28 protein-coding genes and 1 tRNA gene are annotated in these 25,402 nt (G+C 64.0%); 11 read left to right on the forward strand and 18 right to left on the reverse strand.

The window, feature by feature from the left end; all coding sequences use genetic code 11:
• Positions 1-3 precede the first annotated feature (3 nt).
• Positions 4-1,248 (forward strand): arginine deiminase, encoded by a 1,245-nt coding sequence (locus ACLQ6X_RS05400; protein WP_411699149.1) that lies wholly within the window; start codon positions 4-6, stop codon positions 1,246-1,248.
• Here the strand turns inward: ACLQ6X_RS05400 and ACLQ6X_RS05405 are convergent.
• The gene (locus tag ACLQ6X_RS05405) at positions 1,245-1,955 is read right to left on the reverse strand and encodes a TetR/AcrR family transcriptional regulator C-terminal domain-containing protein (protein ID WP_411699150.1); all 711 of its coding nucleotides are present in this window, start codon (positions 1,953-1,955) and stop codon (positions 1,245-1,247) included. The two genes, ACLQ6X_RS05400 and ACLQ6X_RS05405, sit on opposite strands and share 4 nt — an antisense overlap.
• 91 nt (positions 1,956-2,046) lie before the next feature.
• Here ACLQ6X_RS05405 and ACLQ6X_RS05410 point away from each other — a divergent pair, with 91 nt between their 5' ends.
• Both ACLQ6X_RS05410 and ACLQ6X_RS05415 read left to right on the forward strand, forming a co-directional pair.
• On the forward strand, positions 2,047-2,766 hold the full coding sequence (locus ACLQ6X_RS05410) for a DUF4386 domain-containing protein (RefSeq protein ID WP_411699151.1): 720 nt from the start codon (positions 2,047-2,049) through the stop codon (positions 2,764-2,766).
• 80 nt (positions 2,767-2,846) lie between these two features.
• Positions 2,847-3,065, forward strand: a complete 219-nt coding sequence (locus ACLQ6X_RS05415; protein ID WP_229733488.1) for a DUF3072 domain-containing protein — start codon at positions 2,847-2,849, stop codon at positions 3,063-3,065.
• 5 nt (positions 3,066-3,070) lie between these two features.
• On the opposite strand, the gene ACLQ6X_RS05420 is transcribed toward ACLQ6X_RS05415, so the two are convergent.
• The gene (locus ACLQ6X_RS05420; RefSeq protein WP_188511609.1) at positions 3,071-3,343 is read right to left on the reverse strand and encodes a DUF2277 domain-containing protein; all 273 of its coding nucleotides are present in this window, start codon (positions 3,341-3,343) and stop codon (positions 3,071-3,073) included.
• A 161-nt stretch (positions 3,344-3,504) separates the two neighbouring features.
• Positions 3,505-4,551, reverse strand: coding sequence for an NAD(P)-dependent alcohol dehydrogenase (locus tag ACLQ6X_RS05425; protein ID WP_411699152.1), 1,047 nt, complete (start codon positions 4,549-4,551; stop codon positions 3,505-3,507).
• Between the two features lie 163 nt (positions 4,552-4,714).
• Here ACLQ6X_RS05425 and ACLQ6X_RS05430 point away from each other — a divergent pair, with 163 nt between their 5' ends.
• Complete coding sequence (locus ACLQ6X_RS05430) at positions 4,715-5,143, forward strand: VOC family protein (RefSeq protein ID WP_411699153.1); 429 nt, start codon at positions 4,715-4,717, stop codon at positions 5,141-5,143.
• On the opposite strand, the gene ACLQ6X_RS05435 is transcribed toward ACLQ6X_RS05430, so the two are convergent.
• The 6 genes from ACLQ6X_RS05435 to ACLQ6X_RS05460 form a co-directional block, all read right to left on the reverse strand.
• Entirely contained in the window at positions 5,140-5,820 is a 681-nt protein-coding gene (locus tag ACLQ6X_RS05435; protein ID WP_411699154.1) for a lysophospholipid acyltransferase family protein, read from the reverse strand. The two genes, ACLQ6X_RS05430 and ACLQ6X_RS05435, sit on opposite strands and share 4 nt — an antisense overlap.
• Before the next feature lie 157 nt (positions 5,821-5,977).
• A complete protein-coding gene (locus tag ACLQ6X_RS05440; protein WP_411699155.1) occupies positions 5,978-7,126 on the reverse strand; it encodes a YaaC family protein in 1,149 nt (382 codons plus the stop codon).
• A 302-nt stretch (positions 7,127-7,428) separates the two neighbouring features.
• Positions 7,429-8,391 carry a hypothetical protein gene (locus tag ACLQ6X_RS05445; protein ID WP_411699156.1) on the reverse strand — a complete coding sequence of 321 codons (963 nt, stop codon included), beginning with the start codon at positions 8,389-8,391 and terminating at the stop codon, positions 7,429-7,431.
• A gap of 54 nt (positions 8,392-8,445) precedes the next feature.
• A complete protein-coding gene (locus tag ACLQ6X_RS05450; RefSeq protein WP_411699157.1) occupies positions 8,446-8,619 on the reverse strand; it encodes a hypothetical protein in 174 nt (57 codons plus the stop codon).
• Between the two features lie 4 nt (positions 8,620-8,623).
• A complete protein-coding gene (locus ACLQ6X_RS05455) occupies positions 8,624-8,887 on the reverse strand; it encodes a hypothetical protein (RefSeq protein WP_411699158.1) in 264 nt (87 codons plus the stop codon).
• A complete protein-coding gene (locus tag ACLQ6X_RS05460) occupies positions 8,887-9,369 on the reverse strand; it encodes a hypothetical protein (protein WP_411699159.1) in 483 nt (160 codons plus the stop codon). The genes ACLQ6X_RS05455 and ACLQ6X_RS05460 overlap by 1 nt, the downstream gene beginning before the upstream one ends.
• A 249-nt stretch (positions 9,370-9,618) precedes the next feature.
• Here ACLQ6X_RS05460 and ACLQ6X_RS05465 point away from each other — a divergent pair, with 249 nt between their 5' ends.
• Positions 9,619-10,212 carry a hypothetical protein gene (locus ACLQ6X_RS05465; RefSeq protein WP_411699160.1) on the forward strand — a complete coding sequence of 198 codons (594 nt, stop codon included), beginning with the start codon at positions 9,619-9,621 and terminating at the stop codon, positions 10,210-10,212.
• Positions 10,213-10,276: 64 nt separating this feature from the next.
• On the opposite strand, the gene ACLQ6X_RS05470 is transcribed toward ACLQ6X_RS05465, so the two are convergent.
• From ACLQ6X_RS05470 to ACLQ6X_RS05480, 3 genes are all read right to left on the reverse strand, one after another.
• Positions 10,277-10,666 (reverse strand): hypothetical protein, encoded by a 390-nt coding sequence (locus ACLQ6X_RS05470; RefSeq protein ID WP_411699161.1) that lies wholly within the window; start codon positions 10,664-10,666, stop codon positions 10,277-10,279.
• 79 nt (positions 10,667-10,745) lie between these two features.
• A complete protein-coding gene (locus ACLQ6X_RS05475) occupies positions 10,746-11,123 on the reverse strand; it encodes a hypothetical protein (RefSeq protein ID WP_411699162.1) in 378 nt (125 codons plus the stop codon).
• 207 nt (positions 11,124-11,330) lie between these two features.
• Positions 11,331-13,880 (reverse strand): phage/plasmid primase, P4 family, encoded by a 2,550-nt coding sequence (locus tag ACLQ6X_RS05480; protein WP_411699163.1) that lies wholly within the window; start codon positions 13,878-13,880, stop codon positions 11,331-11,333.
• Between the two features lie 2,094 nt (positions 13,881-15,974).
• On the opposite strand from ACLQ6X_RS05480, the gene ACLQ6X_RS05485 reads away from it, so the two are divergent.
• Together ACLQ6X_RS05485 and ACLQ6X_RS05490 are read left to right on the forward strand one after the other, a co-directional pair.
• On the forward strand, positions 15,975-16,796 hold the full coding sequence (locus ACLQ6X_RS05485; protein ID WP_411699164.1) for a hypothetical protein: 822 nt from the start codon (positions 15,975-15,977) through the stop codon (positions 16,794-16,796).
• Entirely contained in the window at positions 16,793-17,659 is an 867-nt protein-coding gene (locus tag ACLQ6X_RS05490) for a DNA-processing protein DprA (protein WP_411699165.1), read from the forward strand. The genes ACLQ6X_RS05485 and ACLQ6X_RS05490 overlap by 4 nt, the downstream gene beginning before the upstream one ends.
• Positions 17,660-17,897: 238 nt before the next feature.
• On the opposite strand, the gene ACLQ6X_RS05495 is transcribed toward ACLQ6X_RS05490, so the two are convergent.
• Both ACLQ6X_RS05495 and ACLQ6X_RS05500 read right to left on the reverse strand, forming a co-directional pair.
• Positions 17,898-18,473, reverse strand: a complete 576-nt coding sequence (locus ACLQ6X_RS05495; protein WP_411699166.1) for a hypothetical protein — start codon at positions 18,471-18,473, stop codon at positions 17,898-17,900.
• A 19-nt stretch (positions 18,474-18,492) separates the two neighbouring features.
• Positions 18,493-18,828, reverse strand: a complete 336-nt coding sequence (locus tag ACLQ6X_RS05500) for a hypothetical protein (RefSeq protein WP_411699167.1) — start codon at positions 18,826-18,828, stop codon at positions 18,493-18,495.
• Positions 18,829-18,944: 116 nt separating this feature from the next.
• Here ACLQ6X_RS05500 and ACLQ6X_RS05505 point away from each other — a divergent pair, with 116 nt between their 5' ends.
• Positions 18,945-19,358, forward strand: coding sequence for a hypothetical protein (locus tag ACLQ6X_RS05505; RefSeq protein ID WP_411699168.1), 414 nt, complete (start codon positions 18,945-18,947; stop codon positions 19,356-19,358).
• A gap of 10 nt (positions 19,359-19,368) precedes the next feature.
• Positions 19,369-19,944, forward strand: a complete 576-nt coding sequence (locus tag ACLQ6X_RS05510) for a hypothetical protein (protein ID WP_411699169.1) — start codon at positions 19,369-19,371, stop codon at positions 19,942-19,944.
• A gap of 162 nt (positions 19,945-20,106) precedes the next feature.
• On the opposite strand, the gene ACLQ6X_RS05515 is transcribed toward ACLQ6X_RS05510, so the two are convergent.
• Both ACLQ6X_RS05515 and ACLQ6X_RS05520 read right to left on the reverse strand, forming a co-directional pair.
• Positions 20,107-20,502, reverse strand: coding sequence for a hypothetical protein (locus ACLQ6X_RS05515; RefSeq protein ID WP_411699170.1), 396 nt, complete (start codon positions 20,500-20,502; stop codon positions 20,107-20,109).
• Positions 20,503-20,504: 2 nt separating this feature from the next.
• Positions 20,505-21,035: a hypothetical protein gene (locus ACLQ6X_RS05520; protein WP_411699171.1), complete on the reverse strand. Its 531-nt coding sequence runs from the start codon at positions 21,033-21,035 to the stop codon at positions 20,505-20,507.
• 166 nt (positions 21,036-21,201) lie between these two features.
• Between ACLQ6X_RS05520 and ACLQ6X_RS05525 the strand changes: the two genes are divergently transcribed.
• Both ACLQ6X_RS05525 and ACLQ6X_RS05530 read left to right on the forward strand, forming a co-directional pair.
• A complete protein-coding gene (locus ACLQ6X_RS05525) occupies positions 21,202-21,390 on the forward strand; it encodes a helix-turn-helix transcriptional regulator (protein ID WP_411699172.1) in 189 nt (62 codons plus the stop codon).
• Positions 21,390-22,556, forward strand: a complete 1,167-nt coding sequence (locus tag ACLQ6X_RS05530) for a tyrosine-type recombinase/integrase (protein WP_411699173.1) — start codon at positions 21,390-21,392, stop codon at positions 22,554-22,556. Before ACLQ6X_RS05525 ends, ACLQ6X_RS05530 begins: the two co-directional genes overlap by 1 nt.
• Positions 22,557-22,657: 101 nt before the next feature.
• Here the strand turns inward: ACLQ6X_RS05530 and ACLQ6X_RS05535 are convergent.
• Positions 22,658-22,729: transfer RNA gene (locus ACLQ6X_RS05535), tRNA-Arg, on the reverse strand.
• A gap of 40 nt (positions 22,730-22,769) precedes the next feature.
• The gene (locus ACLQ6X_RS05540; protein WP_411699174.1) at positions 22,770-25,313 is read right to left on the reverse strand and encodes a rhamnogalacturonan lyase; all 2,544 of its coding nucleotides are present in this window, start codon (positions 25,311-25,313) and stop codon (positions 22,770-22,772) included.
• Between the last annotated feature and the right edge of the window lie 89 nt (positions 25,314-25,402).

Genomic DNA, 25,402 nt, shown 5'->3' on the forward strand with positions numbered 1-25,402 from the left:
ACCATGACCTCAGCCGACTACGGCGTGCACTCCGAGGTCGGGCAGCTGCGCAAGGTGCTCGTGTGCGAGCCCGGCCTCGCGCACCGCCGCCTGACGCCCAGCAACGCCGACTCGCTGCTGTTCGACGACGTGCTCTGGGTCGATAACGCGATCCGCGACCACCGGGAGTTCGTGGCGAACCTGCGCTCGCACGACGTGGAGGTCGTCGAGCTGCACGAACTGCTCGCCGCGACCGTGGCCGTCCCCGAGGCGCGCACCTGGCTGCTCGACCGCAAGATCGTGCCGAACCAGGTGGGGCTGGGACTCGTCGACGACACCCGCGCGTTCCTCGACTCGCTGCCGCCCGCCCAGCTGGCCGAGTTCCTCATCGGGGGGCTGGCGACCACCGACCTGCCGAACGACTTCCGCGGCGACTACGTCGGGCTGGCCCGCGAGTCGACCGGCGTGCGCGAATACCTGATGCCCCCGCTGCCCAACACGCTCTACACCCGCGACACGACCTGCTGGCTCTACGGCGGCGTCACGCTCAACCCGCTCTTCTGGGCGGCCCGGCACGATGAGACCCTGCTGATGAAGGCGATCTATACGTATCATCCGGATTTCGTCGGGTCCCAGATCTGGTGGGGCGATCCCGAACGGGACTGGGGCCTCTCGACCTTCGAGGGCGGCGACATCATGCCGGTCGGCAACGGCGTCGTGCTCATGGGGATGAGCGAGCGCACGTCGCGGCAGGCGATCACGCAGGTAGCGTCCGCGCTGTTCACGGCGGGGGCGGCCACACAGGTGATCGTCGCGGGCATGCCCAAGCTGCGCGCCGCGATGCACCTCGACACGGTCTTCACGTTCGCCGACCGGGACATCGTGACGCTGTTCCCGCGCATCATAGACGCGGTGCACACGTTCTCGCTGCGGCCCGCCGACAATGCGGTGGGGCTGGATGTCACGGACGAGAAGACCACCCCGTTCGTCGACGTCGTCGCCCGCGCGCTCGGGCTGCCGAAGCTGAACGTCGTGGCGACCGCCGGTGACGTCTATGCCTCGGAGCGTCAGCAGTGGGACTCGGGAAACAACGCCGTCGCCCTGCGTCCCGGTGTGGTCTACACCTACGACCGCAACACCGAGACGAACCGGCTGCTCGAGCAGGCCGGCGTCGAGGTCATCCCGATCGTCGGCGCCGAGCTGGGCCGCGGGCGCGGCGGCGGCCACTGCATGACCTGCCCGATCATCCGCGACGCGGTGGAGTATTAGCGAGCGGCGGCGCTGGTCCAGCCGCGCTCGTGCAGCCGCTCGAACCCGTCGAGCATGAGGTCGAGCGCGAACTCGAACTCGAACTGGTCGTCGCAGCCGTGCCCCACGGCCGAGGCCTCGTCGTGCACCATCGACGCCGCGACCGCGAGGATGTTCGGGTAGCGCTCCCCCATCTGCCGCATCATCTCGGCCTGCGCCTCGGGCGGCATCGGGGGCGCGGCCTTCAGCGCGGCCTTCTGCGCCGCCGAGTCGTCGAACAGCTCCTGGGTGAAGCCCCACATGCGGCCGCCGATCGCGTGCATCACGTGGTGGGTGAGGTCGACCGACATGCCGCCGGCGAGGAACATGCCGGTGAACGAGTCCATGTAGTCGAGCACCGCGGGCGTGCGGTTGGTGCGCGTCTCGAGCACGGATCGCGCCCACGGATGCCGCAGCAGCACGCGCCGCGCCGAGAGCACCCGTTCGCGCACTACCGTTCGCCAGTCGGCGTCAGCCTCGGGCGGGTCGATCTCGCCGATAACGACCTCGACCATGCCGTCGAGCAGCTCTTCCTTGTTCTGCACGTGCTTGTAGAGCGCCATCGGCACGACTTCGAGCTCGTGGGCCAGACGGCGCATGCTCAGCGAATCGATGCCGATCTGGTCGGCGAGTGACACGGCCGCACCCAGCACCCGGTCGCGATTGAGATACGCGCGCTTCTCGGCCACAGCTCCTCCTTGACAGGAGTACAGCGTACACCTAGTGTCATCCGCAGGTGTACGTTGTACACCTTGCCATCGACCCGAACGGAACCTCGCCATGAACTCGTACCGCAGAACCGCCATCGTCGTCGGGGTGCTATTTCTTGCCACCCACGTCACCGCGATCGGCGCCCGCATCCTCTACGGCCCCTACCTCACCGATGCGACGCAACTCGCGACCGGCGACGACAGCGCCGTGCTCGTCGGCGCACTGCTCGAAGTGCTCCTCGCCCTCACCGTCGTCGGCACCGCGATCGCGCTGCACCCCGTGGCCGCGCGGCAGAACGCCTCACTGGCGGTGGGCTACATCGCGCTGCGCACACTCGAGGCAAGTGTCATCCTGACCGGCGTCGTCGGCATGCTCACCCTCGTCTCGGTTCGCGCCAGCGTCGCAAACATTGCGGATGACACATCTGTCGCACCGCTGATCGACACCCTCGTGGCGTTCCAAGACTTCACGTTTCTCGTCGGCCCCGGCTTCATCTGCGGAACCAACACCGTGCTGATCGCCTGGATCATGCTCAAGTCGGGCCTCGTGCCGCGCTTCATCGCCGTGCTCGGACTCGTCGGCGGGCCGCTCGTCTTCGCGTTCAACGTCGTGAAGATGTTCGGCTTCAGCGAGCAGCTCATGCCGTGGGCGGCCCTGGCTGTCGTGCCGATCTTCGCGTGGGAGCTGCTGCTGGCCGGGTATCTGATCGTGAAGGGATTCCGCCCGGCGGCGCTCGCCCAGCTGGGTCACGTCGACGGTGCGGCGCAGCGCCTGCCCGTCAGCGCGTAGGCGCGCAAGGCCTCGCCGCGCATCTCTGGTCGGCTTACCGTGAACGTATGACCGATGAACCGATTGAAGAACGTCCAGAAATGCTCGGCGCCAAGGCAGACTCCCCCGAAGCCGGCGACTCAGCCGTCAAGGACCCGGCCGACTGGGTCACCGGCGACGAGCCGATGACCGCATCGCAGCGCAGCTACCTCGACACGCTCGCACGCGAGGCCGGCGAGGAGATCCCCGCCGACATCACGAAGGCCGAGGCATCCGAACACATCGACCGCCTGCAGAGCAAGACCGGCCGCGGCCAGTAAGGGAACTACGCGACCGCGAACCGCTTCGCCGACCGCTCCTTCGCCTTGGCGGCCTCGACCTCGCGGTTCTTGGGCGGGGCGTTCGTCACCCAGTCCTCGAGCAGGTGGTGGGAGATGTGGGCGATCTCGGCGACGGCGCGGTTGAAGACCTCTTCGTTGGCCTTCGACGGCTTCGTCGATCCGCTGATCTTGCGCACGAACTGCAGTGCGGCGGCGTGCACCTCGTCGTCAGTGGCGGCGGGCTCGAAGTTATTGAGGGGATGAATGTTCCGGCACATGCAACGAGGGTAGCGAGGGCGCTTCGGCAGGGGAAGACGCTGTCGCGCGGCCGGATGCGCCCCGCCGACGCCCTGCGCGGCGATCCCGCGGGGGTCGACTTGTCACAAACCGGGCTTCATCGCCGCAGACAGCCCGCTTTGTGACAAGTCGATGCGGCGCGTTACGGAACGATGACCGCGCGGCCGCGGATGCTGTTCGCGGCGAGATCTTCGTAGGCCTTGGGACCGTCGTCGAGGCTGTACGTCTCGACCGCGACGTGCAGCTTTCCGGCGCGGGCCAGGTCGAGCACCTCGATCAGTTCGCTGCGGGAGCCCCAGTAGGGCATGCGCACGGCGGCGTCGTAGGCGATGTTGCCGAAGCTGAGGGTCATCGCACCTCCGCCGATGCCGACGATCGTGACATCCGAATCGAGGGCGGCCACGCTCTGCGCGAGGGCCATCGTCGGGTTTGCGCCCACGAAATCGAACACAGCGTTGGCGCCGAGTCCGCCGGTGAGCTCGCGGATCTTGTCGGCCGCCGAAGCGTCGCTGATGAGTACGTGGTCGGCGCCGACCTCGGTGGCGAGCTTGAGCTTCTCGTCGCTCACGTCGAGCGCGATGACCGTGGCGCCCGAGATCGCCTTGAGGATCTGGATGCCGACGTGGCCGAGCCCGCCGGTTCCGATGACGACGGCGAAGGTGCCGGCGCCGAGCTTCGGAACCGAGCGCTTGATCGCGTGGTACGGGGTGAGGCCGGCGTCGGTCAGCGAGACGTTCTGCACGGGGTCGAGGTCGCCGAGCGGCACGAGGTGGCGCGCGTCGTCGACGATCATGTACTCGGCCATCGAGCCCTGGCTGCCGAGTCCGGGAGGGCGGATGCCCTCGGCCGCGGCGTTCGTGCAGTAGTTCTCCATGCCCATCGAGCAGTTGTGGCAGCGCCCGCAGCCCCATGGCCCGTAGACGGCAACCGCGTCGCCGACCTTGAGTGTCGAGTCGACACCCTCGCCGATCTCGTGCACGATGCCCGCGCCTTCGTGGCCGAGGGTCAGCGGCAGCGGATAGGACTGCGCGAGGTAGTCGGCCTCGGGGAGGCTCATCACGTAGTCGTCGCTGTGGCAGACGCCGCCCGCGGTGACCTTCAGCAGCACCTGGCCGGGGCCGGGCTTCGGGATGGGGATGTCGACGACGACGGGAGGCTGGCCTACTTCGACGTAGCGCAGTGCTTTCATGGAGTCCTTCTTTCCTGGCGGATCGAGAGGTCTGCCGCGGGGTGCGGTAGGCAGGGAGCAGTCGATCCCGCCACCTCAATTATGCGCGACGAGTGTCGTTTTGAATTGGGGCTTCCGGATGACACGGGTGGCGAGTGTCGACGAAGCGCGGTAGACCGGGCTCATGGAACCACGCATCTCCATCATCACCCTCGGCGTCGCCGACCTCGCCCGCTCCCACCGCTTCTACGCGAACGGCCTTGCCCTTCCCACGACACGCAGCCCCTCCGAGGGGATCGTGTTCTTCCAGACCCAGGGCACAACGCTCGCTCTCTTCCCGTACGCCGAGCTCGCCGCCGACGTCGGCCCCGGATACGCCGAACCGCGTGGCAAGTTCGCCGGCATCACCATTGCCCACAACGTGCGCACCCGGTCGGAGGTCGACGCGGTTCTCGCAGCGGCGGCCGCGGCGGGAGGCCAGATTGTCAAGCAGGCGGATGCCACGGATTGGGGCGGCTACTCCGGCTACTTCGCCGATCCCGACGGCTACCTCTGGGAGGTCGCGTGGGGCGCGTTCCCGATCAATGACGACGGGTCGCTCACGATCAGCTAGTCGAGTTCTTTCTTCGCCGTCGACTTGCCGTACTCGTCGACGTACTCCTGGCCGCTCATCGCGACGATGGAGTCCATGATGCGGTCGGTCATCACGCGCAGGATCGCGTGGTCTTGCTTCTGGTCGGAAAACTCGCTGAAGTCGAGCGCGGGGCCGAACGAGATGCCGATGCGCTGGATCTTCACGCCGCCACCGCCAGCCGACATCACCTTCTCGGTGTCGATCATCGCGACCGGTACGACGGGCGCCCCCGACTCGAGCGCCATGCGCGCGACACCGGTGCGGCCGCGGTGCGCCTTGCCGTCGCGGCTGCGTCCGCCCTCGGGGTAGATGCCGAGCACGTGCCCCTTGGTGAGCACGCTCATGCCGGCCCGCAGCGACGCTTCCGAAGCTTTGCCGCCGGACCGGTCGATCGGGATCATGCCCGTCGCCTTCAGGAACCGGGCGACCGCCCACTTGCCCAGGCCCTTGCCCTCGAAGTAGGTGCTCGCGGCGAGAAAGTAGATGCGGCGCTTGATCACGAGCGGAAGGATCACCGAGTCGATGAACGAGAGGTGGTTGCTGGCGAGAATCACCGGGCCGGATGCCGGTATGTTCTCGAGACCCTCGAGCCGCGGGCGGAAGAGCGTGCGCAGAAGCGGCCCCGCCACGATCGTCTTCATAAACCAGTAGAACATCAAGAGTCAGCGTAGTTGGATCGGAGCATTGAAAAAGCGCCAAAGTTCTACTCGGCAGGCCTTCCCGCATATAACGCTCGTACGAATTACCGAATATGCCTGAGAATTGAGCGAAGTCTCGCGGTACGGGTCTACAGACGTTGTGGCTGGATCTGGGTCAGACCCGATACGACGCAGCATTGAAGAGGATCTTAGTGCCGCGAACTCCCATCACCATGTTGGCCAGTAAGTCGCTAGGAACCTCGCGGGTGAACGAATCCATCAGCCAAGCTTGAGCGCCCTGAGACACGGGGTCGAGCGCCGCAGGCTTGTAACGCACTACAGACGACAGGTAGTACATCGCCGCGTAGCGAGCAAGATCTAGCGGTAGAACCAGCGGGTGGGACTTTCGAAGTGTGGGGGTGAAAATGAACTCACCTTCCCGGCCGATCGGCTCAGAGATGTATTCGCCCATCACGTCGTGGAGGTGCGTGGCAGCTGCGTACATGCCACCATCGATCGCGCCGCTTGCCTCGCCAGCGAATGTCGTCCTCGCCTGGAAGATCGCAAAACCGTCGCCGTGCGCACGCCTACTTATCGCGAAAATATCTCGCCAGTTTGGCATCTCGATCAGGGGCACCTCTTCGAACGACCGAAGAAACGCACGCGTTCCAGGTTCGCGCCTATCCGCGAACGTGTCTGCGTAGGTCATAACAAGTGGCCACGCGGATTCACTGTTGGACGCCAGCGTTTGGTAGCCGGGCGTAGCGGCGGGACGGGTCCGTCCAACGACGTTCACCTCTAGGCCAATTTCTGGAATTAGCGACAGCAGGTTCTTGATCGGTAGGCGCGTCCCGGCAGGAATGGCAGTCCCCGTGCGATGTTTGTAAAGAAGCGGGAATACGCCGTTTGCTGCAACTTGTAGATAGTCCCCGCTTATCGAGTTCGACTTCGACGGTTTGAACACGAGGCCGTGCGTCAATTTTTCGCCCACGATCAGACTGGGATGCGCACGAACAAGCTCGGCTTTCGCCAGATTCATCACGGAATAGTAATAAGGAAGCGCGGCCGCAGATCCGACTATCGAGCGGGCGGCATCCCAATACGTAATCCCTTGGCGAACGTAATTTCGGAATTCTTGGTACGCGATGCGGCGTTCTTGCAGGGTGCCGGGGATTGGCGACATACCTCGATCCGGAATATCTGTGAGCTGGCGCAGCAACAACCAGGCCAGCTTCTCCGAAGATGGCTCGCTGAACTGTTCGTAGGTAAAGGCGTCGTCTTGCGGCACGGCGACAATGTAGTGATCGATCCGTCTTAGCGTCATTGCGAAAGTTTGACACGCGAGGTCCCAAGAGAAAATCACTGAAGCGAAGCCTCGGCAATTGTCCTTTGCTGATCGCTGGCAGATTCACCTTGTTCGAAATGCAGCGGTGCACCTGGAGGGGCTCGAACCCCCAACCTGTTCTTACGGGCTGGTGGTGGAAATGCTGTAGTTCCGCGCACTCAAGTTTACTGAAACTCAGGCGTTTGCTGGGTTCTCGGCTACCGGCGGTGAGTTAGACGTACTTCGCTGCACCGCGCTGCCCCTCGCTAACCGTCGGGTAAGCGTGGGAATATCCGGGGCGCCTATTTGGTGGGGTGCTCCTTCATCGACGCCTCGAACTTGTCGCGCTGGGCCCGGTCGTTGGCGAGCTCGCCGCGGTACCAACGCCAAGCGCGCCACCTGTCGTCAATCGCCCACCATGGCAGCGGCAGCCGTTGGACGGTTCGCCTCGCAGAGATCTCGTGTCGCTTCTTGAACCTCCGCACAAATCGCCACACGGGGATGGTCAACCGATCGTTCTTGCGGGCGTACCGCCAGCGAACCCACCGGATGTCGACCGCCCACCATACCGGCGGGTACCCGTCGGTATTGCGGTAGGAGTGATCGTCCCACCGGAAATGCCACTTCGCTCTCCAGGCCCACCAGGGGAGTTCATCGCGGTCGAGCTCGTGGGGCACACGCCAGGGCGCAAACCAGCGCAGCGGCTTCAGCCTGATCAGGCGCCCCAGTCGGGTCCGGTTCCATCGTGCTCCTCGACCGTCGGTGAACACCGCTTCCAGACCTGGTTTGTGGCCGGCGGGGTCCCAGATGTCGCGCTGGTTCATCTCAGGACCGAGAGGTAACTCGTAGGTCTGACCTGGCCGCAAGCTCCGCGTCATCCCCCCAAGGCTCATGCCGAAAAACTTGATAGGTCGTAGAGCGACCTGGACGTCGTAGATTGTCTCGTCTGAGCCGTTCTCGATGACGCCCTGCGGCGCAACGGTGTCCACCCATTCGGGCTTTTCTTCGCCGGCAGCGATCGCCTCTGCCTCCCGCTCTGCTCTAAAAGCTTTGAGGTCAAAGTCTGGGTCCTGTTCCTTTCGAAACTTAATCCACTGCGACTCGTCCCAGTTGAGCAAGGCACGGACACCACGCACTTCCGCTCGATGGCGTTCCGCCGACTCGTAGCGGAAGGCAGCCAATGCTGCAATCAGCGCACCAACCGTGCCAACAGCGGCGACAGATTCAGCGATCGCTACAGCGACATCAAGTGTTTGAGCGTCCATCAGGTAAGTGTGCCGCACAGATGAGTCGGCCGGGCCCCCGGCGCTATAGAGCCGTCACTCCTTAGGTGCCTCGCGGCCGACTACGCGGAGATGTCCGTCTTCGCCGACCGGGCCAAAAACACCCGCCTGCTCGAACACCTCCTCCTGGTCCTCCCAGCATTCGTCGACCTCTAGGTCTGGCACGAAGTCATCGCCGACAAGACGGAGGTGGCGCTCGGACGCTGTCATGGCTTTAGTCTTCCACCCGACCCGATCGAGCGAAGTGGGTTCTCCACAGGTCGTGACCGATGAGCGCGGATTCTGCGGTCTTGTGTTGGCCAACGACCGTCACGTCGCCGTCAGCATTCCACAGGACCGCGGTCTCGCAGTCGCCATCGGGGTGACTGAAGTTCGCACCCGTCGCGATCGTCGACAGCGCGTAGCCCTCAGCCTCGACCACGTCGAGATCAAGCAGGCCCGGGTTGAACTCGCGAGCCCGCGCGGTGATGCGGTCCACTAGGCGGCCTCGGCGGCGCGCAGGGCCGCAAGGTAGCGCACACCGGTCTTGGCGCTCTTGCCCAGCAGCGCACCGGCAAAAGCACCGGTGGGCCAAGCGCCGGTCTCCGCGCGCATCGCTCGCAACTGGTCGGCAACGTCACCGGCCGCCGTCGCCACGACCTTCGCCGTCGGCGCCGCGGTCGCGGGCCGGGCCGGCTTCGGTGCGGCCGCGGACTTCGTCGCGTGCTCGGGCGTCGCGGCGGTGATCAGCAGGTGCGCCGTCATCATCAGCGCGAGAGGCACGGCGCCGGCGATGAGCGCGCACTCGATCGGGCCGAGGGCGGTGGCCGTGGCGTGTACGACGTTGGCGCCGATGCTCGCCACGGTTCCGGCGACCACGACGCAGATGGGCCACAGGCGCTGAGCGCGCGCGCGGCGGGTGCGCACCTGTACGGCGGAGATGCTGCCGGCGAGGATGAGCCCTTCGAGCACCACCGGCATGAGGACGGCATCGGCATTCCAGCCATGGCCGCGACCTCGGTCGTCGCGACGGCACTGATCGACAACGAGGCGACCGCGACGATGGCGGTCGTGTTCGCGGTGAGGGCCGTGAGCTTCGTGGTCATTCCCGCTCTATGCGCAGCACACGCACTTCTTGTGTGCCGCGCACAGAGTCCCGGACCCCCGCATTGGGGCGAGCCGGCAGCAGCCCGGTCATGCCAAGCTATGAGACAAATTGAGGATGGCTCTATGAAGAAGCTCACAATCATCACCACGGCCTCACTTCTACTGGCACTTACCGGCTGCTCGACTGAGCCTCTCGGGCTCGACCTGGTTCCGGAGTTCCAAGCCGTCGAAAGCACGCCCGCTCCGCTTCCGGAGCCGACCTTCGATCCTGCCGACCTCGACCAGAACGGATCCGTGAGCAACTTCGAACTCCAGGTCCAGGCGGCACATGCCGTGCGCTCAGTGACGCTAGTTGATGGCACCGTCGTAGATGTAGACCCCGACGTGCCGCTCGCCGACAACGTGAAGGCTTCCGTCGTTATGGCGATCGCACCGGCGTTTTCTGTACTTCTGACATTTGACCGGCCTGATGGCAGTTCCCGCGCCATATTCGCCGCCGTTGACGCGCAGGCAGCATCACTGGGCCGTGAGCTCGTTGTCGTCGCACCTGCAAAGAGCGCCCAGGGAGTCAACGGTGCTGCAGTGAGGGCGTACGTGATCATCGCCTCGGGTAAAGACCAGGGGCTCACGCTCTCCGACGAGAGCCAGGCCACTCAGATCGCGTTCGCCGAGAACTATGCATCGGCGCGCAACTGCGATGTAATCGTGCTGCCGTAGGCACCGACACGAAACTCCCCGGTCATCGTGGAGGTGAGCGGGGCGTTTCGTGGATTTGGAGCCGTCAGCCGTTCAGCACTGTCTCGTAGTCACGAGCAGCCTGCATGATCTCCGAGTAGCCCACAAACGACGAGTCCGGGAGCAACGACGGCCGGATCTGCTCGGCGCCGCGCGAGCAAAGGATGTCATCGTGCCAGTCGTCGTTCATCGTCGGATCATACGCACACGACCAATAGTCGTCAGCCGGAATGGGTCCCGCCTGCTCGACCTCGACTGCCTCCAGCGGCGGTCGCGCGCTGTCCTGAACGTCGCCACCGCCCAAGCCACCGCCGAGCCCGAACGGCTGCAACCACCCCAACACCCACAGGAACGCGAATATCATCGCGGCCGCTCCGATGACGCCGACTACCTGCAAGAAGGCTCCCGCGGCTTTATGACCTGCCGACTTCGTCATCATCGCCCCCGATCAAAGTACAAGTCTTGTGCAGACGAACATACAAGAAACAGGTTTGGCCCAAGGCCTATCTCAGGAGTCAGTTTTCGCGCCTGGCTACGTTCAGGGCCCTGAGGGCGGTTTTTTGCGAGAGCCCGATAATCCCCATCGCTACCGCCGACGAGGGCCAGCTGCCGTTGGCATCGCGATAAGCACGGAGCACTGCTGACCGATCTTGGATGGGGACGAACTTCAGCGGCTGCGGACGTTTATGGGCCTCGCGCGGCATTGATTTTCGCGCGGTCTGCGGCACACGGCTGGCTACCGGACTCGGCTCGGTGCGCACGCGCTTCACCTCAACCTCGGCGGCGCTGGCGAACATGTCCGTCCGCGAAAAGACCCAAAGCAGCAGCGGGATGACGGCGAGGATTGTTGGTATTGAATTCGAGAATTTTACGTTCGTGATGGCGATCCTCATTTTGTTGTCCTTTTCTGCTGGGGGTGGGTTCTCGTTTCACCTCAGGCAATAACGCTCGCTGCCATGGTGATGGACAATTCGTCCTTGTCATCAGATCTATGGAACTGGGATTCAACCGGCTGGGAGTAAACCGGCTTTCAATAAGCGCGCCCCACGCGCCGGTGACGGGGCGCCGTAGTCGTGGCGACGCCCCATTGCAGTCGGTGGCTAGTCGAACTGCAGGTCGCCGATGTCGTCGAACGCGCTGGCGACGGTGACGAGCTCCAGTTCGTCGGCGGGCTCCGGCACCATGATGGCGACGCCACGGCTGACCTCGATGGCCTCGCGGATTTCGAGTTCCAGCTGCTCGCGCTCGGCGGGCACGGCGGTGTCGAGCTCCTCGAAGTTCCGGAACGACGCGACGTCTGCCTCGGTGCGGAGTCGCAGGCCCGGCCAATAGCGCGTGTTCGCATCCCGAACGACCTGCCTACCGTTCGGAATGATGCCGCGCTCGACAAGCGCCTTCTGGAGAATGGGCATCTTTACCGCCTGAAGGCCGGTTCCCGTCATCGCGGCGACGTACGAGTCGTACAGTGCCTTGCGGTTGTATTTGACGGTTGGGTCAACGACACAGCTGTCGGTGACCCATTCGCCGATGGAGTCGGTCAGGCCGCGCTGGCGGGCGGTCTCGTCGGTGACGGCTTTGACCTCCAGCAGTTTCGATCCGTCGTTGATGAACGCGACTGCGCCTCGCACCATCCATGCGAGGATGCCCGGGAGCTCCAGTTCAAGCTTCATCGGCAGCGTGGTGTCGACCTGAGCCGGTGAGAGCGACAGGCGCATGGGAATGAAGCGGAGCCGACGCCATGTGCCCGTGTCCTGCGCTGTGACAGTCATTGCGTGGTTCGTCGGGATGAACGTTGACCAGGTCGGCACGAACGTCACGCGCTTCTCGTACAGCTGCCGCGCCGAGACCTCATCGGACGAAGTCATGGTCTTGAGGTTGCCATCGTTCAGGAACGCACCCTGACCCATCTCGCCGATGGTGACCAGACGTTTGCCGCGCAAGGTTGCGACCTGCTCGTCTGACGCCTCGCCCAGCATCGCGTCAGCTTTAATCGTCGTCGCGTACCCGCTGCCGATTGCTGCTTTCCACATGTCCATGAGCAACGACTTGCCGTCGTTACCTGGTCCGAGCAAGACGTGCAGAATGGGCTGGGTGATTTTTCCGATGATGGCCTGGCCGGCCATGCGCTGAAGATAGCCGACGAGCTCGACGTCGCCCATGCAGATCTGCAGCAGGAAGCGGTCCCAGGTCGGGGTGGCCATGAGTGGTTCGTAGTCGCACGGGGTCACGGTCGTGATGAGGTCGCTCTGTCGGTGCTCGCGGATGGAGCCGTCCATCAGGTCGATGGTGCCGTTCCTCGCGTTGAGTAGGTAGCCGTCGGTGTCGAACTCTTCGGCTTTCACTGAGACGCCGTCCATACTCGATGCAATCTTGATGGCTGCCTGCATGCCGCGGAGCGACAGTCCGTTCTCGTCTTCGGGGTCGCGGAGGGCGAGCGCGCCGGCGAGGTGGTAGAGGATGCTGTCTTTGTCGTCGTTCTCCCAGTGGGTGCCGAGCCAGCGCAATGCGTCGCCGGTGGTGGCGTTGAACCGGTAGCCGGCGTCGGCCAGCAGCATCTCGTGTCCGAGGCGCTCGCCGCGGCCTCGGTCGTTGCGGGGGTAGCGCTTGCTGATGCGTGCCGCGGTCGCGAGGTCCATCGAGTCGTCGAGCAGGTTCCAGAGAGCCGCGTCGTCGTTCTCGACCAGGTAGTCGTCGATGCCGTTGACCTTCTCCGAGGCCGGGACGTTGACGATGCGAACCGTAGCGCCTTCTGCTTCGAGCAACCGTCCGCTGATGAGCATGGCCTGCCCGACACCGTCTTTGTACACCCAGTCGGGGTCGAACGCGATGAAGACCTCTCGGTCTTCCCAGTCGATGTCGAGCATCCCATCGGTGAGCTTGTGCTCGCGGCCCGGGTTCTCGCGGGTGCCGCCGGCGTGGTTCCCCATGGTGACGCCAGTGACGGCCATGGTGACGAGCGGGCGATTAACGCGAGCGGTCACCGATAGGACGGCGTCGGCCTTGTGGATGCCCTCGGTGAAGAGCGCCGGCACCTTGGCATCGGGGTCCTCGTTGTCGAGGAAGTCCTGAGCCCAAGGGTGAACGTCGGGTGCCGGCAGGTCGTTGTAGTCGCTGCCGCGGTTTGAGCCGTTCGGGGCGATGAACTTGACTTTCTTCACCTCAGTCTTGGCGCGCTCGAACTTCTGGACGAGCTTCTCGCCGCCGGGGTTCTTCGGGTCATCGACTCGTCGCGTTGACTGCACAGTCTCGGGGTTGCCATCGTCGTCGAGGACATCTACATAGGTCTTCACCGGCGTCTCGGGGCGAATCTGGATGCAGACCGCACGGTCGGGGCCGTTGCCGATGGAGAACAGCGGGATGCCGAGGGGGCGCTGGCCGACGACGCCTTCCCAGGCGCTCTCGTAGTCGGCGTTGCCGCGGTAGCGGGTGCCGCTGAATGGCTTGCTGCGGTCAAGGCGCCACTCGCTCGGCGTCTCGGGTGCGTAGTAACCGCGGGCCTCGGCGACTTCGGGGGCGATGGCGCGGTCGAGCAGGTAGAGCGCCTGCCAGTTGAAGGACTTGCCCTCGTACTCCCAGGTCAGCTCGTGGTCGAACTCGTTGATGGACGTTGCTCGTGTTGAGCGGGGCATGGTGATGGTGTTGATGCTCACGGTGGGTGTCTCCTAGTGGTCGTTTTGGCGTGAGCCAGGTGTTGACGGAGAGAACCGGTTGGTCTCTCCCGAGGTCTATGTGTCGGGCCGGGGGTCGGCTGGGATGGATCGATGTGGAGACTGTCTGGGTCGTGCAGTAGAGACGTGAGCGGCGAAATCCCGTCCCCGTATCGGTGTGTGTTCTCTCTCTCACACCAGAGATTCACGGGGCGCGCAAAACGAGCCAGAAAGGATCTGCGGGTTTTGCGGGGCTCGATGCCGGCCGCGCTCGACCAGACCTGGAATCGAATCGGCGGATCGCGCACAACGGGACCCGGCGGATGTGCACTGACGTGCACGAGGTGCACGGATCTTTAGTTCTCGGACACGAATCCGTGCACATCGTGCACATCTCTGCACACAGGGGCGCACGGCCCCTGCGCCGTATTTTCGGGTCAGAATCCTTATGTCTACTGGGATTTTTCTTGAGAGTGAGAGGGAAATAGAGCTTGTGCACTAATGCACTTCGTAAAAGAGTTTTTCCAGAGTCAAAGGGTCGAAGCCCCCGATTTGTTCATTTGGGGCCGGTTTCGAGGCTCTGACCCCCTCGGCCTGGAAATAGTTGCAGACAGAGTGCACAGGTGCACACCTTGCACGGCCCGCTCGTGAGGTTGATTTGGGATTCACCCCCGCGCTGGGGTGAAAAAAATGATCAGTCGCAGTTCGCCGATTCGACGAAGTTCGCCGTGCTCGCCGTGCTCGCCGTGCTCGCCGCACCTACGCTTGGCACGACCGCCTTGCACGAGGTCCTATCAGTCACTCACATTTACGACCTCCGTCGAAGCCCACGCTGTGCTTGTCGATAGCCCGCTCGCCAACCCCGACCCCGAAGCCGCCGGTCTCGCACGCGGTTGCCGCGGTCTCGACCGACGTGAACCGCAGACTCTGGCCGTGTCCGCGACCGCGACCGCGACCGCCGAATCTTCAGGAGCCTTACGCAGGATTGTCGCTCAGCGCCGTGCGTCGGCTGAGTCGGCGCTAGCCGTTGACCCCGCCACCTACGGCCAAGACGCGTGGACCGCACCACAATTCACCCACGCCGCACCGAGATAAAGACGGGAGCAATATGAACGCCGTCACGACCCATCTCAAGAGTTCACTTCGGCTTCGCCGTCGTTCGCTCGCATCCGTAACGACGACGCCCAGATCACTCTCTGGCAGCTCGCTGCAGGACAGATGGAGCACGCAGAGCAACGCTTCGCGCAGCCGCGGGGTGCAGCCCGCAATCGGCGTGAGGAGGCCGCTGAGCTGCGTGCAGCTGTGGTCGCGTCGCGACGCGATCGCGGCTGCGTGGGGAGTACAGCACGGAGCCGGCTCTGTTCTCGGCCGCGAGGCGCGAGCACGGGTTCGCACCTACGCCGGTGGTGGAGCAGACATTCACCCGAACGAAAGGCCGAAGCCAATGCCGCGGATTTGGAACTCCACGGAGACCTGACGAAGGCAGCATGCCGCGCGGTAACCAGGACCAACCCCGGGCGGTGCGTTAACCCGAAACTCGCGCTGGTTGACCGACTGTAGCTCGCTGAGAGCTACGTCGCAGCTGGCACAGACTTCACGACTGTGCTCTTGTGGGAACGAGCACTACGCGGCCTCGTGACGATGGCGCGGATCCTTCTGGCGCCTCTTCGTCGGCTCAAGCCCAACCCCTTTTAGCTCCTCCTGCAACCGCACGTCTCAGTACGCGCCGGAACTCGGCGACGACGAATAGCTCGGGCGTTCTAGGGGTGTGGAAATGCCTGCGATCAGGCGACAGACGGCATCGACCGTGTTGGAGGCTCTCGCGGCTAAGGAGTGACTCGGAAAACGTGAGGCCTTGGGAAGGCTGAGAGGCGCGGGCTGGCCACGCAGGGCGCCTCGGCCGATTCCCGTGTCGGCAGCCAGCGAGTTATCCGGACGTATCGAGCGATTATCGCGACCAGTTCCTCGCCCCTGGGCGCATTCCTAGGCTGAGCGACGCCAGCTTGGCGCGACGGACGAGGCGCGAAAATTTGCTCGTTTTTAGTCACCAAAACGAGCGCGGCCTATAGCCTTGAGAAAGCGAGCGGAGGCACAACGATGACCACTATCGACTGGGGTGCGTTGATGTCGCCGTACCCTCACGATGGGCGCGGCGGAAAGTTGCTTAGTTACGCGATCAAGCCACCCAAGGATAAGCCCGGCGAGATGCTTCTGCTTTGTGGTCCGGAAGAGGTCGCCGACCAGATCTGGAACGCTGCCGGCGCTATCTGCGGGCAGGCCACGCTCAGTGAGAAGGGCAAGAAGAAGTACACACACGCGATTTACTTCCCGGGCGGTGTACCAGATTTCATCAAAGACCTCGCCGAAATGCTCACCACGTGCCTGAGCATTCCGGCCCCCGACCACGTCGACCTTGCCGTTGCCCTCGATTGGTATAACCAGCCGGACGAAGAGGGCGAGATCGTGAGAACGACCGCCGGGTACTGGATCTGGACGACGAAGCACGCATCCCACCCCGAGTTCAGCAACTCCCGAACCTCGCGCCGCCAGATGATTGCGGCGCTCGTGACGTTCATCGAAAGTCATCCACTGTTCGCGGAGGCGGAAGCCATTGTCACGGCACCGGGCCACGATGCGGATGGCAAGAGTTTCGGCGAAGTGCTGGCTAGGGAGGTGGCGAAGCGGGTTGGCATACCATTCGTAGAGTCCAGTTCCCCCGGACCTCGTGCCGCCCAGAAGGAAACTCCCCTGGACTTGAGCGACGTGTTCACGGTGCAGAGCCAACTTTCAGGGACTGTTATCGTCTTGGACGACGTCTTCCACACTGGCGGGAGTGCAACGGGGGCTGCAGCTGCAGCCCGCCGAGCAGGAGCTACGACCGTATTGTCGTTGGTGGTTGCTAGAACTATCCGTAAATGATGACGATTTCCAAGACCCTAATCCACGCGCTCGCTGCCTTCGAGTCCATCAGGACTCCCGGGAAAATTACTGCTGCACTGCGCGCGGGCGGTGAGGGCGCTCTTGAGGCTGCGTTCGAACATCTCGACGCTGCAACTCGCATTGACATTGAGGTGAAGGCTGCGGCGCTGGACCGCGATGGCATAGGAGTGGTCATCTTTGGAAATGACGACTTCCCTGAATCACTCGTCGTCAACGGCAAACCGCTTATGCCAATAATTTTCCATAAGGGCAACAAAGAATTGCTCTATGCGGACGGTGTCGGAATGTGCGGCTCTCGTCACGTCTCCCCTCAGGGCCTCCACGCTGCTGATCGCTGCGGGGTGGCCGTCAGCAACCATGACCTCACGATTATTTCTGGTTACGCGCAAGGCGTGGATACCGCCACCCACTTGGCGGCTCTAAGAAGTGGCGGCCGCACAGTGATCGTGCTGGCCGAAGGCATCGACTTCTTCCGAATCAAACGAGACTTCGCGGAGGATTTCGACCCTGACAGAACTCTTGTGTTGTCCCAATTCGCGCCAACGCAGACATGGCAGGCGCACGCGGCCATGGCACGCAATGCGATCATTTTCGGTCTGTCAAAAGCGCTTGTTGTAATTGAAGCTGGCGAGAAGGGTGGCACGTTGGCCGCTGGCGAGGGGGCCATGAAGATAGGACGCCCAGTGTTCGTTCTCGATTTCGGAGAGCGAACCCCTCCTGGAAACAAGATCCTCTTGGACAAGGGCGCAAGAGCCATAGCGACCCCGAAAGACCTGCAAGCCGCATTGGACCGGGTGGCCGAAACGCCCTCGACACAGGACACATCAGCGTCTCTGTTCTAGCGACAGTGCAAGGCGATGTGTGTCACCCTCGGCGTCCCGCCGCACATACGAAGTTTTGGCTGTCGTTTGAAGGGCGGAGCTAGCCGCGTCGACGATCTCGCGTACGCGTGAGACCCGTGCCGGCCTCTACGTCAGCGGCAGGATCAAGTCGCAACCGAACCCCCGCCAGCTGGAAGCGGCACGCATCCCCACTGATGCCCGGGCCGCCAGGCGGCCACAAGGTCACAATCCAGAAGCGCTACTTGACGTCTTCGTAAGTCACGTCGGGATCGTCGTCATCAATTTGAAACGTCGAGCCGAACACTGTCTTGTTCTGGAACGCTACGCCCGCCCCATCGGTAAGAGCGGGTACTACCAACCAAAGCGCCCCGTCGCGTGAGACTGTCCGAATCTCTCTGTCTCCGGTCTCAACCGGTGTTTCATGAGCGACCGCTTCAGCAACCGACTTCCAGTAGCCGTCGGTTTGAGCGAGTTCGACGAGTGCGTTCATGTCGATGACTCCGCCGAGGCGCGAAGTCGGTTCGATCTCAGGGTGCAACGGAGAGACGAAGCGAATGCCATTCGACACGGCTTGAATCGATTGACTCACTTGATTGCTGAGGTTGTTCATGTAGTCGGAGACAGCGTCGTGTGCAATGAAAATGTGGTCGGTCGTTGGAGATTCGATCAGTGTCGGCTCGGCCGTCGCTGGTTCTACGAGCGGCGGCAATGCGTCGGCCTCGTCTTTTCGCCCGAGGTCCGTGAGCAGCTTGACTCGCAGATCGCGGGCGCGCTTGACCAGCTCGAAGCGTGTCGGTTCTTGCGTGTCGGTCAATCCCATCACCTCACCACGGTTAATTGTCCTCGAAACGAGCCAAAACCTCTACGGCCATGGCCTTGTCCTCGTCAGATGCCCACTTGGCGCTGACTAGACCTGTCATCAACGTTAGACCCGCGGCGGCGACGAAGTTGCTCTTGTGCGACATCTGCTGAACCGCGAGCTGGTATCGCGTCAACCAATCGTTCCTCGAAGCGAGCTTCGCAATCTGCTTATGGGACGCGAGCCAGGTTATTGCCGAGAAGACAGCTGCGATCAGCGCGATGAATCCAGTGACGATAGCGGCCGCGAAAGTCCCATCCCAGATCCAGTCGCCGATATAGATCAGCGGGCTCTCCGCGGGCAGCGTCATTCGCCAAACATATCGGAATTGGACCGTCTGCCGAAGACATCCTCATCCCACTCCCATCACCGGCTCGCCAATAGGCGGGCCTCGTTATGCCCCAATGCGGGCAGAACGGATACACCATGACCTTCTCCGGCCACATCTCCCGCACCGTCAACCCCGCGGCGCGCGTCTTCACCACCGGCCGCGCCGGGGCCAAGATCGACCGGTTCGTCGTCCATCACCAGGCTGGCTACTCCGCAACGACGCTCGGCACGATGACCTCGGGCTCGGTTTCGGCGACCTACGTCATCAACGGCGACGGCACAGCGGTCGGCGTCGTCCACGAGGAACACACGCCGTTCACCAACGGCAACCTCGCGTGGAACCGCCGCTCCCGGGGGCTCTTTTGTCGTTGTGCTGGCCGTCGTCGTGGAGAATCAGCTTGTGATCAACGACTCTGTCCCGTGGCGTGCCGAGCTCCAAAGAATCTCCCAGAGGCTCACCCGCAAGGTGAAGCAAAAACGATGGGCAGAGAACTCGTCGTTTCTCGTTGAGCGAGACCTCATGGTCGGCTTCTTTTCGCTACGACGACTCATTGAAGCGGAGAAGACTTCGTCGTTGCTCCCCAAGAGGCGCGTTAAGGTGGGGGTACTACCGCTAACTGGTCGCGAACCGGCTCACTTCGATCGCTGGACCCCCTACGAGTTCTATGACTTCGACAGCAAACAGCGCTCCGAACTCGACGTGGGCAGCTTGCTCCAAGAGGTCATCCACTCGTTCGTGTTCTTCCTAGCGTTCGACGAGTCCAACGTGATGACGGGCGTCTACGTCGGCTCTGATCGCACGAAGCGCAAACGGCTGTACCTCGTGTCGATGCAAGACGTCATCGAGCTCTTCGACTACGTGTCGCGCGAGGACGTGATCTGGATGTCCAACCACAGGATCAACGGCGGTGGGAGCGAGAGCTACCGCCTCTCGCAACACGACGTGATCGAAGCGGGCTTCGCCCGGTACCTCGATGACGAGCGTTACTGGTACGAATTCAACAAACCGATGACGACGGAATACCTCCGAGCGACCTTCCCTGATGCTCGTGACTATACGGGCAAGCCGCTAGTGGCCAGAGAGCCCCTAGATTGACACATTCGAACATAGGTTCGAAAATAGTTCGGTGACAGCCCTCCCTGCCGACGTTCATCAGGTATATCTGGTCGACGCGCGTGAATGGGTCCGCGTGGACCGCGCTGTCCGGCAACATCGAGCGCGAACCGCTGCCCGAGCAGATCCGCGGCGTGCGCCCGGCTAGGTCGTGATGGGGCGAAAAATATCACAAGCACCAAGCACCTCGAAGTCCAGGACGTTGCCGCCGTCAACGTCGCGCAGTAGCAACAGGAAGTCCACGTCGCTGCCGCCTCGGTAGAGGGCCTTCCGAATCACAAACTGCTCGTGCTCCAGCGGGATGAGGGGCTTCAGGTTGAGCCATAGCCGGGCGTTCCGTGCGCCGCGTTGGCCGCTGGACGGTCGCGAGACCATCGGAATGGAGCCGACCAGGTGCGACATGAGTTCCTGCACACCGTGAAAGATGCCCTCCGATGTCAGCCCACTTCCGCGAGCCATCATTACTTGCACGCGATGAAGCCGGTAACGGGGCTCGGGCAGAGCTTCGACTTCGAGCTCGTCATCGTTCGCATCGGTCACCGTCAGAGCCTTTCGAGCAGTTCGAGAATCGGGTTGAGTCGGTTGCAGACGCGTTTGCGCCACCAAACCGGCCGGCCTTCGCGGTGGTTCTCCGTGACCCACTCCGAGCCGCGTAGCCACCAGCAGCGCAGGCAGCGGCCGCGGAGTAGCGGAGACCCGCACGCCAGGTGCCGCGCATACATGGCTTCTATGAGCACCACGTCGGACGAGACGTACGCGTAGCCGGAGGCTTCACCGCGCGGAACTCCGACGCTGGCCGGGCGGTCAAGCTCGACCTCCCACCTATAGACAAGCACCGGTGCGCTATCGAACGGCAGCCACTCAGTGCTCGGTGCGCGCGTGCGACTCATTGTCGACCGCTCATCAGAGGCGCCGATGACGAAGTGCAGAACCGAGCCGCCTCGCGTCGTAACCCGGAACGAGCCCGGGATGGTGCCGACACGCTTCGCACGCTTGGCGGGGCCGCGGTGCAGCCAGAGACGAGCGCGCGCTCGCGCGCGAGGGAGGGAATCGGGTGGGTCAGTGTCGCTCATACCTTCCCTATGCGCGGCATCGGTCGCTCGTGCGTGAATCGTGTTTACTCCCAGCTGCCGAGTTAGCCGGCCCATAGGCCTGGAGAAGGACGGCGACAGTCGCTGCTGCTGCGTTCATCCCCCAACTGGGGCGTGCCGCGCATAGGCCTTCTGGAAGGGATACACCATGACCATCGAGACCCCCGAGTTCTTGACCGAGAAGGAGGCCGCCGTCTTGCTCGGTCTCAGCGCTCACACGATGCGGAACTGGCGCGGGGCCGGCGTCGGCCCCGCCTACCTCAAGCTCGGCAGCGCGGTGCGTTACGCGCGCGCGACCGTGACGAGCTGGGCTCTCGACCAGGAGGTGGCAGCGTAATGGGCCGTCCCCCGCTCCCCATCGGCACCAACGGTTCAATCACCGTGACGGGCACCAAGCCCAAATTCGTCGCCCGCACGCGGTTCCGCGACAGCGACGGCGTGACCCGCAACGTCGAGCGCGGCGGCAAAACCGAGGGCGCTGCGAAGGCCGCGCTCAACACTGCGCTCCGAGACCGCAAGGCTCACGCCTCGGGCGGTGACCTCAACGCCGAGTCGACCATCGCCCAGCTACTGGCGGTCTGGTGGCCGCGCAAGATTGCGACGGCCGCGAAGTTCGCCGAAGGCTCAATTGCGAGCTACGAAGACATCCAGGTCCGCGTCATCAACCCGGGAATCGGCAAGCTCCGGCTCCGCGAAGCGACCACCGGGCGTATCGACCAGTGGCTCATCACCGAACGTGAGACCCGCCCGAGCGCGGCTGACCTTGCGCAGACCATCCTCCGGCAGGCATTCGCGCTCGCAGCGCAACGCGACGCAGTCAGCGCGAACCCGGTACTAGGTACGTCGAAGCGCGTCAAGCCGAAGCCGGTTCCCCGCGCTCTCACCGACGACGACTTGGCCCGCATGCGCGCGGCGACAGCATCAATGCGCATCAACACCTGGCTCGCCGACGCCTTCGAGACCCAGTTGGGTCTCGGTTTGCGCATCGGAGAAGCGTTAGCCCTGCGCGTGGAGAACCTCGACCTCGACAACCCGGGCGGCGCGCGTGCACGCATCGTGGGGACGGTCATCGCGCCGAAGGGCAGGGGAACCAGGCTCCAGAAGCACACTAAGGACGGCCCCGACGGCCGTCGTACTGTCATGGTCCCTGATTGGGTGGCCGACATCCTCCGTCACCGTGCACCTCTCAGCCGGAGCGGCCTCATCTTCGAGACCCGCAACGCGACGCTCGTGAACCCGAGGAACTTCCGAGAGTCCTGGCGCAACATCCGCGACGCGGCCGGCCTCGGTTGGGTGAAGCCTCACCATATGCGCAAGACCGCGCTCACCACCGTCGCGCGCGAACTCGGCGACGAGGTAGCTCAGCGCATGGCCGACCACAAGGACATCGCGACCACCCGAGCCCACTACATCGAGGCCACGGAGGACCTCGGACCCGACGCTCGCGTCGCGCTCAACCAGCTCGCTCCAGATTCGCTCCGAGAGAGCAAGAAGAGCGCGTAGACCAGAACCGTTTACGTGGGGTAAACGCGGGAAAGCCCGGCTTCGGCCGGGCTTTTTCGCGTCCTACGTTGGAAAAACCTTGAGTTTCCGCGGTTGTTGCGTGCCCCTGGAGGGACTCGAACCCCCAACCTGTTCCTTAGGACGGAATTGCTCTTCCATTGAGCTACAGAGGCTGGCTCCCCGAGTTTAGCGCGACCCGGGGAGCCGTCGAACTTACTTACGCGTGTTGAACGTGTGCTCCCACGTCGCGGTCGCGCCCGGGGCGATGAAGTACCACTCCAGCGGAACGGCCGTCACGGTCACCGTCGTCGAGCGGGAGACGCGGTACGTTCCCGCCTTCACAACCTTGCCGCTCACCACGTACTGCACACCCTCGGTCGACGGGATTGTGTACGAATCCTTGCGACGGGTGTCGGTGAACGACACGGCAGCTGGGGTGACCGCCACGGTCAGCAGCGGTACCTTGCTGAAGTCCGTGTCGGACGCCAGGTAGAACCCGGGATACGACGGCTGGTTGTACGTGGTGTTCTGACGCGCCACCTCCGCACGGTACTGCTTGTCGTGCATCAGCGTGTAGAGCTTGCGGTCCGTGACATCCGTCGACAGGAAGATCCGGATGGCGCTGGAGTCCGCGGTGCGAACCAAGAGCTCCTCGCGCCAGTCGCCGAACACGTCGGCCACCAGATTCGCGGTGCCCTTGGTGCCGTTGTTCGACCGGGTGCCCGTGGCGGTGAGCAGTCGTCCGGCCGTGGGGCTGTCGATAGTGACATCCGCATCGGCCGTGCCGTTCACGATCTGGGTCGTTCCGTCCGCCGCCCACCGGATGCTCTGGTTGGTTCCGGGGACGGCTGCCGCGAGAGAGTCACCCGAGGCCGAGCGCAGGCGCGTCGCCCAGGTCTCGATACCGGGCACGGCCGGGTCGATGTCGCCGATCATTCCGCGGCCGGTGTCCTTGCCGCTGTACTCGCCGTAGATCACCTCGCCCGTCGCGGCATCCCGCAGCGCGTAGCCGTAGGGGGCATACGTCGCGCCCTCGTGGACCGTGAAGATCTCGAGGCCGGGGCGGTTCGGGTCGATGTCGGTGACGTGCATCGCGTCACCGTGGCCCAACCGCGCCTCGGTGCCCGGCGCCGCAGACCCGGCGGGCAGCGTGTCGGTCGAGCTGTAGAGCAGGCTGCCGTCGTCGTCGATCGTGGCCGACCCATAGACCACCTCGTGCTTGCCGTCGCCGTCGACGTCGGACGCGCTCAGCGAGTGGAATCCCTGCGTGGTGAGCGACGCGAACTCGGGGTTCGAGCCGTCGCGTCCGTGCGGGGAGTCGTTGAACGGGTTGGTCATCGCCGGGAAGCCGCTGTCGACATACCAGCGCTCGGTGAGCTTCTTGCCGTTCCAGTCGTAGGCCACGATCGTCGTACGCGTGTAGTAGCCCCGGGCGAAGATCGCGCTCGGGTGCACACCGTCGAGGTAGGCGACGCCGCCGAGGTAGCGGTCGACGCGGTTGCCCGGCTCGATGCGCGACATCGCGTAGTCGCCCCACGCGAGGCCGTCGTCGTAGCGCTCGGTCTTCACCGGAACGGTCTGCAGTTCCTTGCCGCTCGCCCCGTCGAACATGGTCATGTATTCGGGACCGCTCAGGATGAACCCCTCGAACGCACGCAGGTTATTGCGCGCGCTGCGGCTGGGCGCGTAGACGTCCATGAAGTAGTCGGTGAGCTCCGCGGCATCCGCCTCGCTCAGCGGGTATTCGTGCGCCACGGGGATCCCGAAGGCCTCCTCGAGTGTCGCCGGCCACTGGCCGCTCGCGACCTCGGGCAGGTTCTGCCAGCCGACGAACATGTCCACCACATGCTGGTAATAGCCGGTACTACTCACACGGTAGTCGTCTTGGTTCGTGACGCCGTTCTTGCGGTCCTCCTTAGGCAGGCTGATGAAGCTTTCGGATGCCACGGCGCCCGTCTCACTGAACCGGGTGCTCTTCGTGCCGGGCGCGGTCTTGAGCAGCAGCTCGCTCTTGCCGTCGCCGTCGTAGTCGTACGCCAGCACCTGCGTGTAGTGGGCCCCGGCGCGGATGTTGACACCCAGGTCGATCCGGTTGAGCAGCCGCCCGTCGGCCTTATAGGTGTCGACGTAGACGTTGCCGGTGTAGCCGATCTGCGACACGTCCTTCGAGTTCGACGGGTCCCACTTCACGATGTACTCGTACGAGCCGTCGCCGTCAACATCGCCGACGCTCATGTCGTTCGCGGAGTACGTGTAGGCCTCGCCCTTTGGGGTGACCCCGTCGGCGGGCTTCTGCAGGGGCAGGTCGACGTAGCCGTTCGCCCACGGCGCGACTGCCGGGCTCGACTCCCCCTCGACCCCGCCCACGACGGGCGCGACCGAGTACTGCGACGTCGGCGTGCCGGCCGGGTCGAGCAGGTTGGTGCTGTCGGTGACGGTCGCGATCGTCACGCCGTCGCGGTAGACGGTGAAGTCGGTGCCGGTGAGTCCGGACTCGCTCGCGCCGGTGGCCTCGCTCACGAGCAGGCGCCAGCTGACGAAGACGCCCTCGCTGGTGTTGGTCGCGACGAGCCCGCGGTCGAGCTTCTCGAGTTGCGGAGTGCCGGCGGGTGCGGCCGGCGTGTGGCTGCCGCCATGTCCCGGATGCCCGTGGCCCGGGCTGCCCGCGGAGGCCGCCGTGGCACCTCCCGCCACGAGTGCGACACCGGTCGCGACCGCGGCCAGGCGCAGGGGTAACCCGCTGAATAGATTCGACATTGAACCTCCAAGTTGTGGAAAACGCTTTCCGTACTGGCGGCAGTTTACGTCCCTCGTTCGGGGGCCGTCAAGGAAAGCGGTTGCGGCGG

This window comes from Conyzicola sp. (genome assembly GCF_046714715.1).
Classification (GTDB): domain Bacteria; phylum Actinomycetota; class Actinomycetes; order Actinomycetales; family Microbacteriaceae; genus Conyzicola.

Bases quoted from the DNA above. Each gene is read 5' to 3' on its own strand.
- ACLQ6X_RS05400 (WP_411699149.1), top strand. From the start codon at position 4: ATGACCTCAGCCGACTACGGCGTGCACTCCGAGGTCGGGCAGCTGCGC.
- ACLQ6X_RS05410 (WP_411699151.1), top strand. From the start codon at position 2,047: ATGAACTCGTACCGCAGAACCGCCATCGTCGTCGGGGTGCTATTTCTT.
- ACLQ6X_RS05415 (WP_229733488.1), top strand. From the start codon at position 2,847: ATGCTCGGCGCCAAGGCAGACTCCCCCGAAGCCGGCGACTCAGCCGTC.
- ACLQ6X_RS05420 (WP_188511609.1), bottom strand. From the start codon at position 3,343: ATGTGCCGGAACATTCATCCCCTCAATAACTTCGAGCCCGCCGCCACT.
- ACLQ6X_RS05425 (WP_411699152.1), bottom strand. From the start codon at position 4,551: ATGAAAGCACTGCGCTACGTCGAAGTAGGCCAGCCTCCCGTCGTCGTC.
- ACLQ6X_RS05430 (WP_411699153.1), top strand. From the start codon at position 4,715: ATGGAACCACGCATCTCCATCATCACCCTCGGCGTCGCCGACCTCGCC.
- ACLQ6X_RS05435 (WP_411699154.1), bottom strand. From the start codon at position 5,820: ATGTTCTACTGGTTTATGAAGACGATCGTGGCGGGGCCGCTTCTGCGC.
- ACLQ6X_RS05440 (WP_411699155.1), bottom strand. From the start codon at position 7,126: ATGACGCTAAGACGGATCGATCACTACATTGTCGCCGTGCCGCAAGAC.
- ACLQ6X_RS05445 (WP_411699156.1), bottom strand. From the start codon at position 8,391: ATGGACGCTCAAACACTTGATGTCGCTGTAGCGATCGCTGAATCTGTC.
- ACLQ6X_RS05450 (WP_411699157.1), bottom strand. From the start codon at position 8,619: ATGACAGCGTCCGAGCGCCACCTCCGTCTTGTCGGCGATGACTTCGTG.
- ACLQ6X_RS05460 (WP_411699159.1), bottom strand. From the start codon at position 9,369: ATGCCGGTGGTGCTCGAAGGGCTCATCCTCGCCGGCAGCATCTCCGCC.
- ACLQ6X_RS05465 (WP_411699160.1), top strand. From the start codon at position 9,619: ATGAAGAAGCTCACAATCATCACCACGGCCTCACTTCTACTGGCACTT.
- ACLQ6X_RS05470 (WP_411699161.1), bottom strand. From the start codon at position 10,666: ATGACGAAGTCGGCAGGTCATAAAGCCGCGGGAGCCTTCTTGCAGGTA.
- ACLQ6X_RS05475 (WP_411699162.1), bottom strand. From the start codon at position 11,123: ATGAGGATCGCCATCACGAACGTAAAATTCTCGAATTCAATACCAACA.
- ACLQ6X_RS05485 (WP_411699164.1), top strand. From the start codon at position 15,975: ATGACCACTATCGACTGGGGTGCGTTGATGTCGCCGTACCCTCACGAT.
- ACLQ6X_RS05490 (WP_411699165.1), top strand. From the start codon at position 16,793: ATGATGACGATTTCCAAGACCCTAATCCACGCGCTCGCTGCCTTCGAG.
- ACLQ6X_RS05500 (WP_411699167.1), bottom strand. From the start codon at position 18,828: ATGACGCTGCCCGCGGAGAGCCCGCTGATCTATATCGGCGACTGGATC.
- ACLQ6X_RS05505 (WP_411699168.1), top strand. From the start codon at position 18,945: ATGACCTTCTCCGGCCACATCTCCCGCACCGTCAACCCCGCGGCGCGC.
- ACLQ6X_RS05510 (WP_411699169.1), top strand. From the start codon at position 19,369: ATGGTCGGCTTCTTTTCGCTACGACGACTCATTGAAGCGGAGAAGACT.
- ACLQ6X_RS05520 (WP_411699171.1), bottom strand. From the start codon at position 21,035: ATGAGCGACACTGACCCACCCGATTCCCTCCCTCGCGCGCGAGCGCGC.
- ACLQ6X_RS05525 (WP_411699172.1), top strand. From the start codon at position 21,202: ATGACCATCGAGACCCCCGAGTTCTTGACCGAGAAGGAGGCCGCCGTC.
- ACLQ6X_RS05530 (WP_411699173.1), top strand. From the start codon at position 21,390: ATGGGCCGTCCCCCGCTCCCCATCGGCACCAACGGTTCAATCACCGTG.
- ACLQ6X_RS05540 (WP_411699174.1), bottom strand. From the start codon at position 25,313: ATGTCGAATCTATTCAGCGGGTTACCCCTGCGCCTGGCCGCGGTCGCG.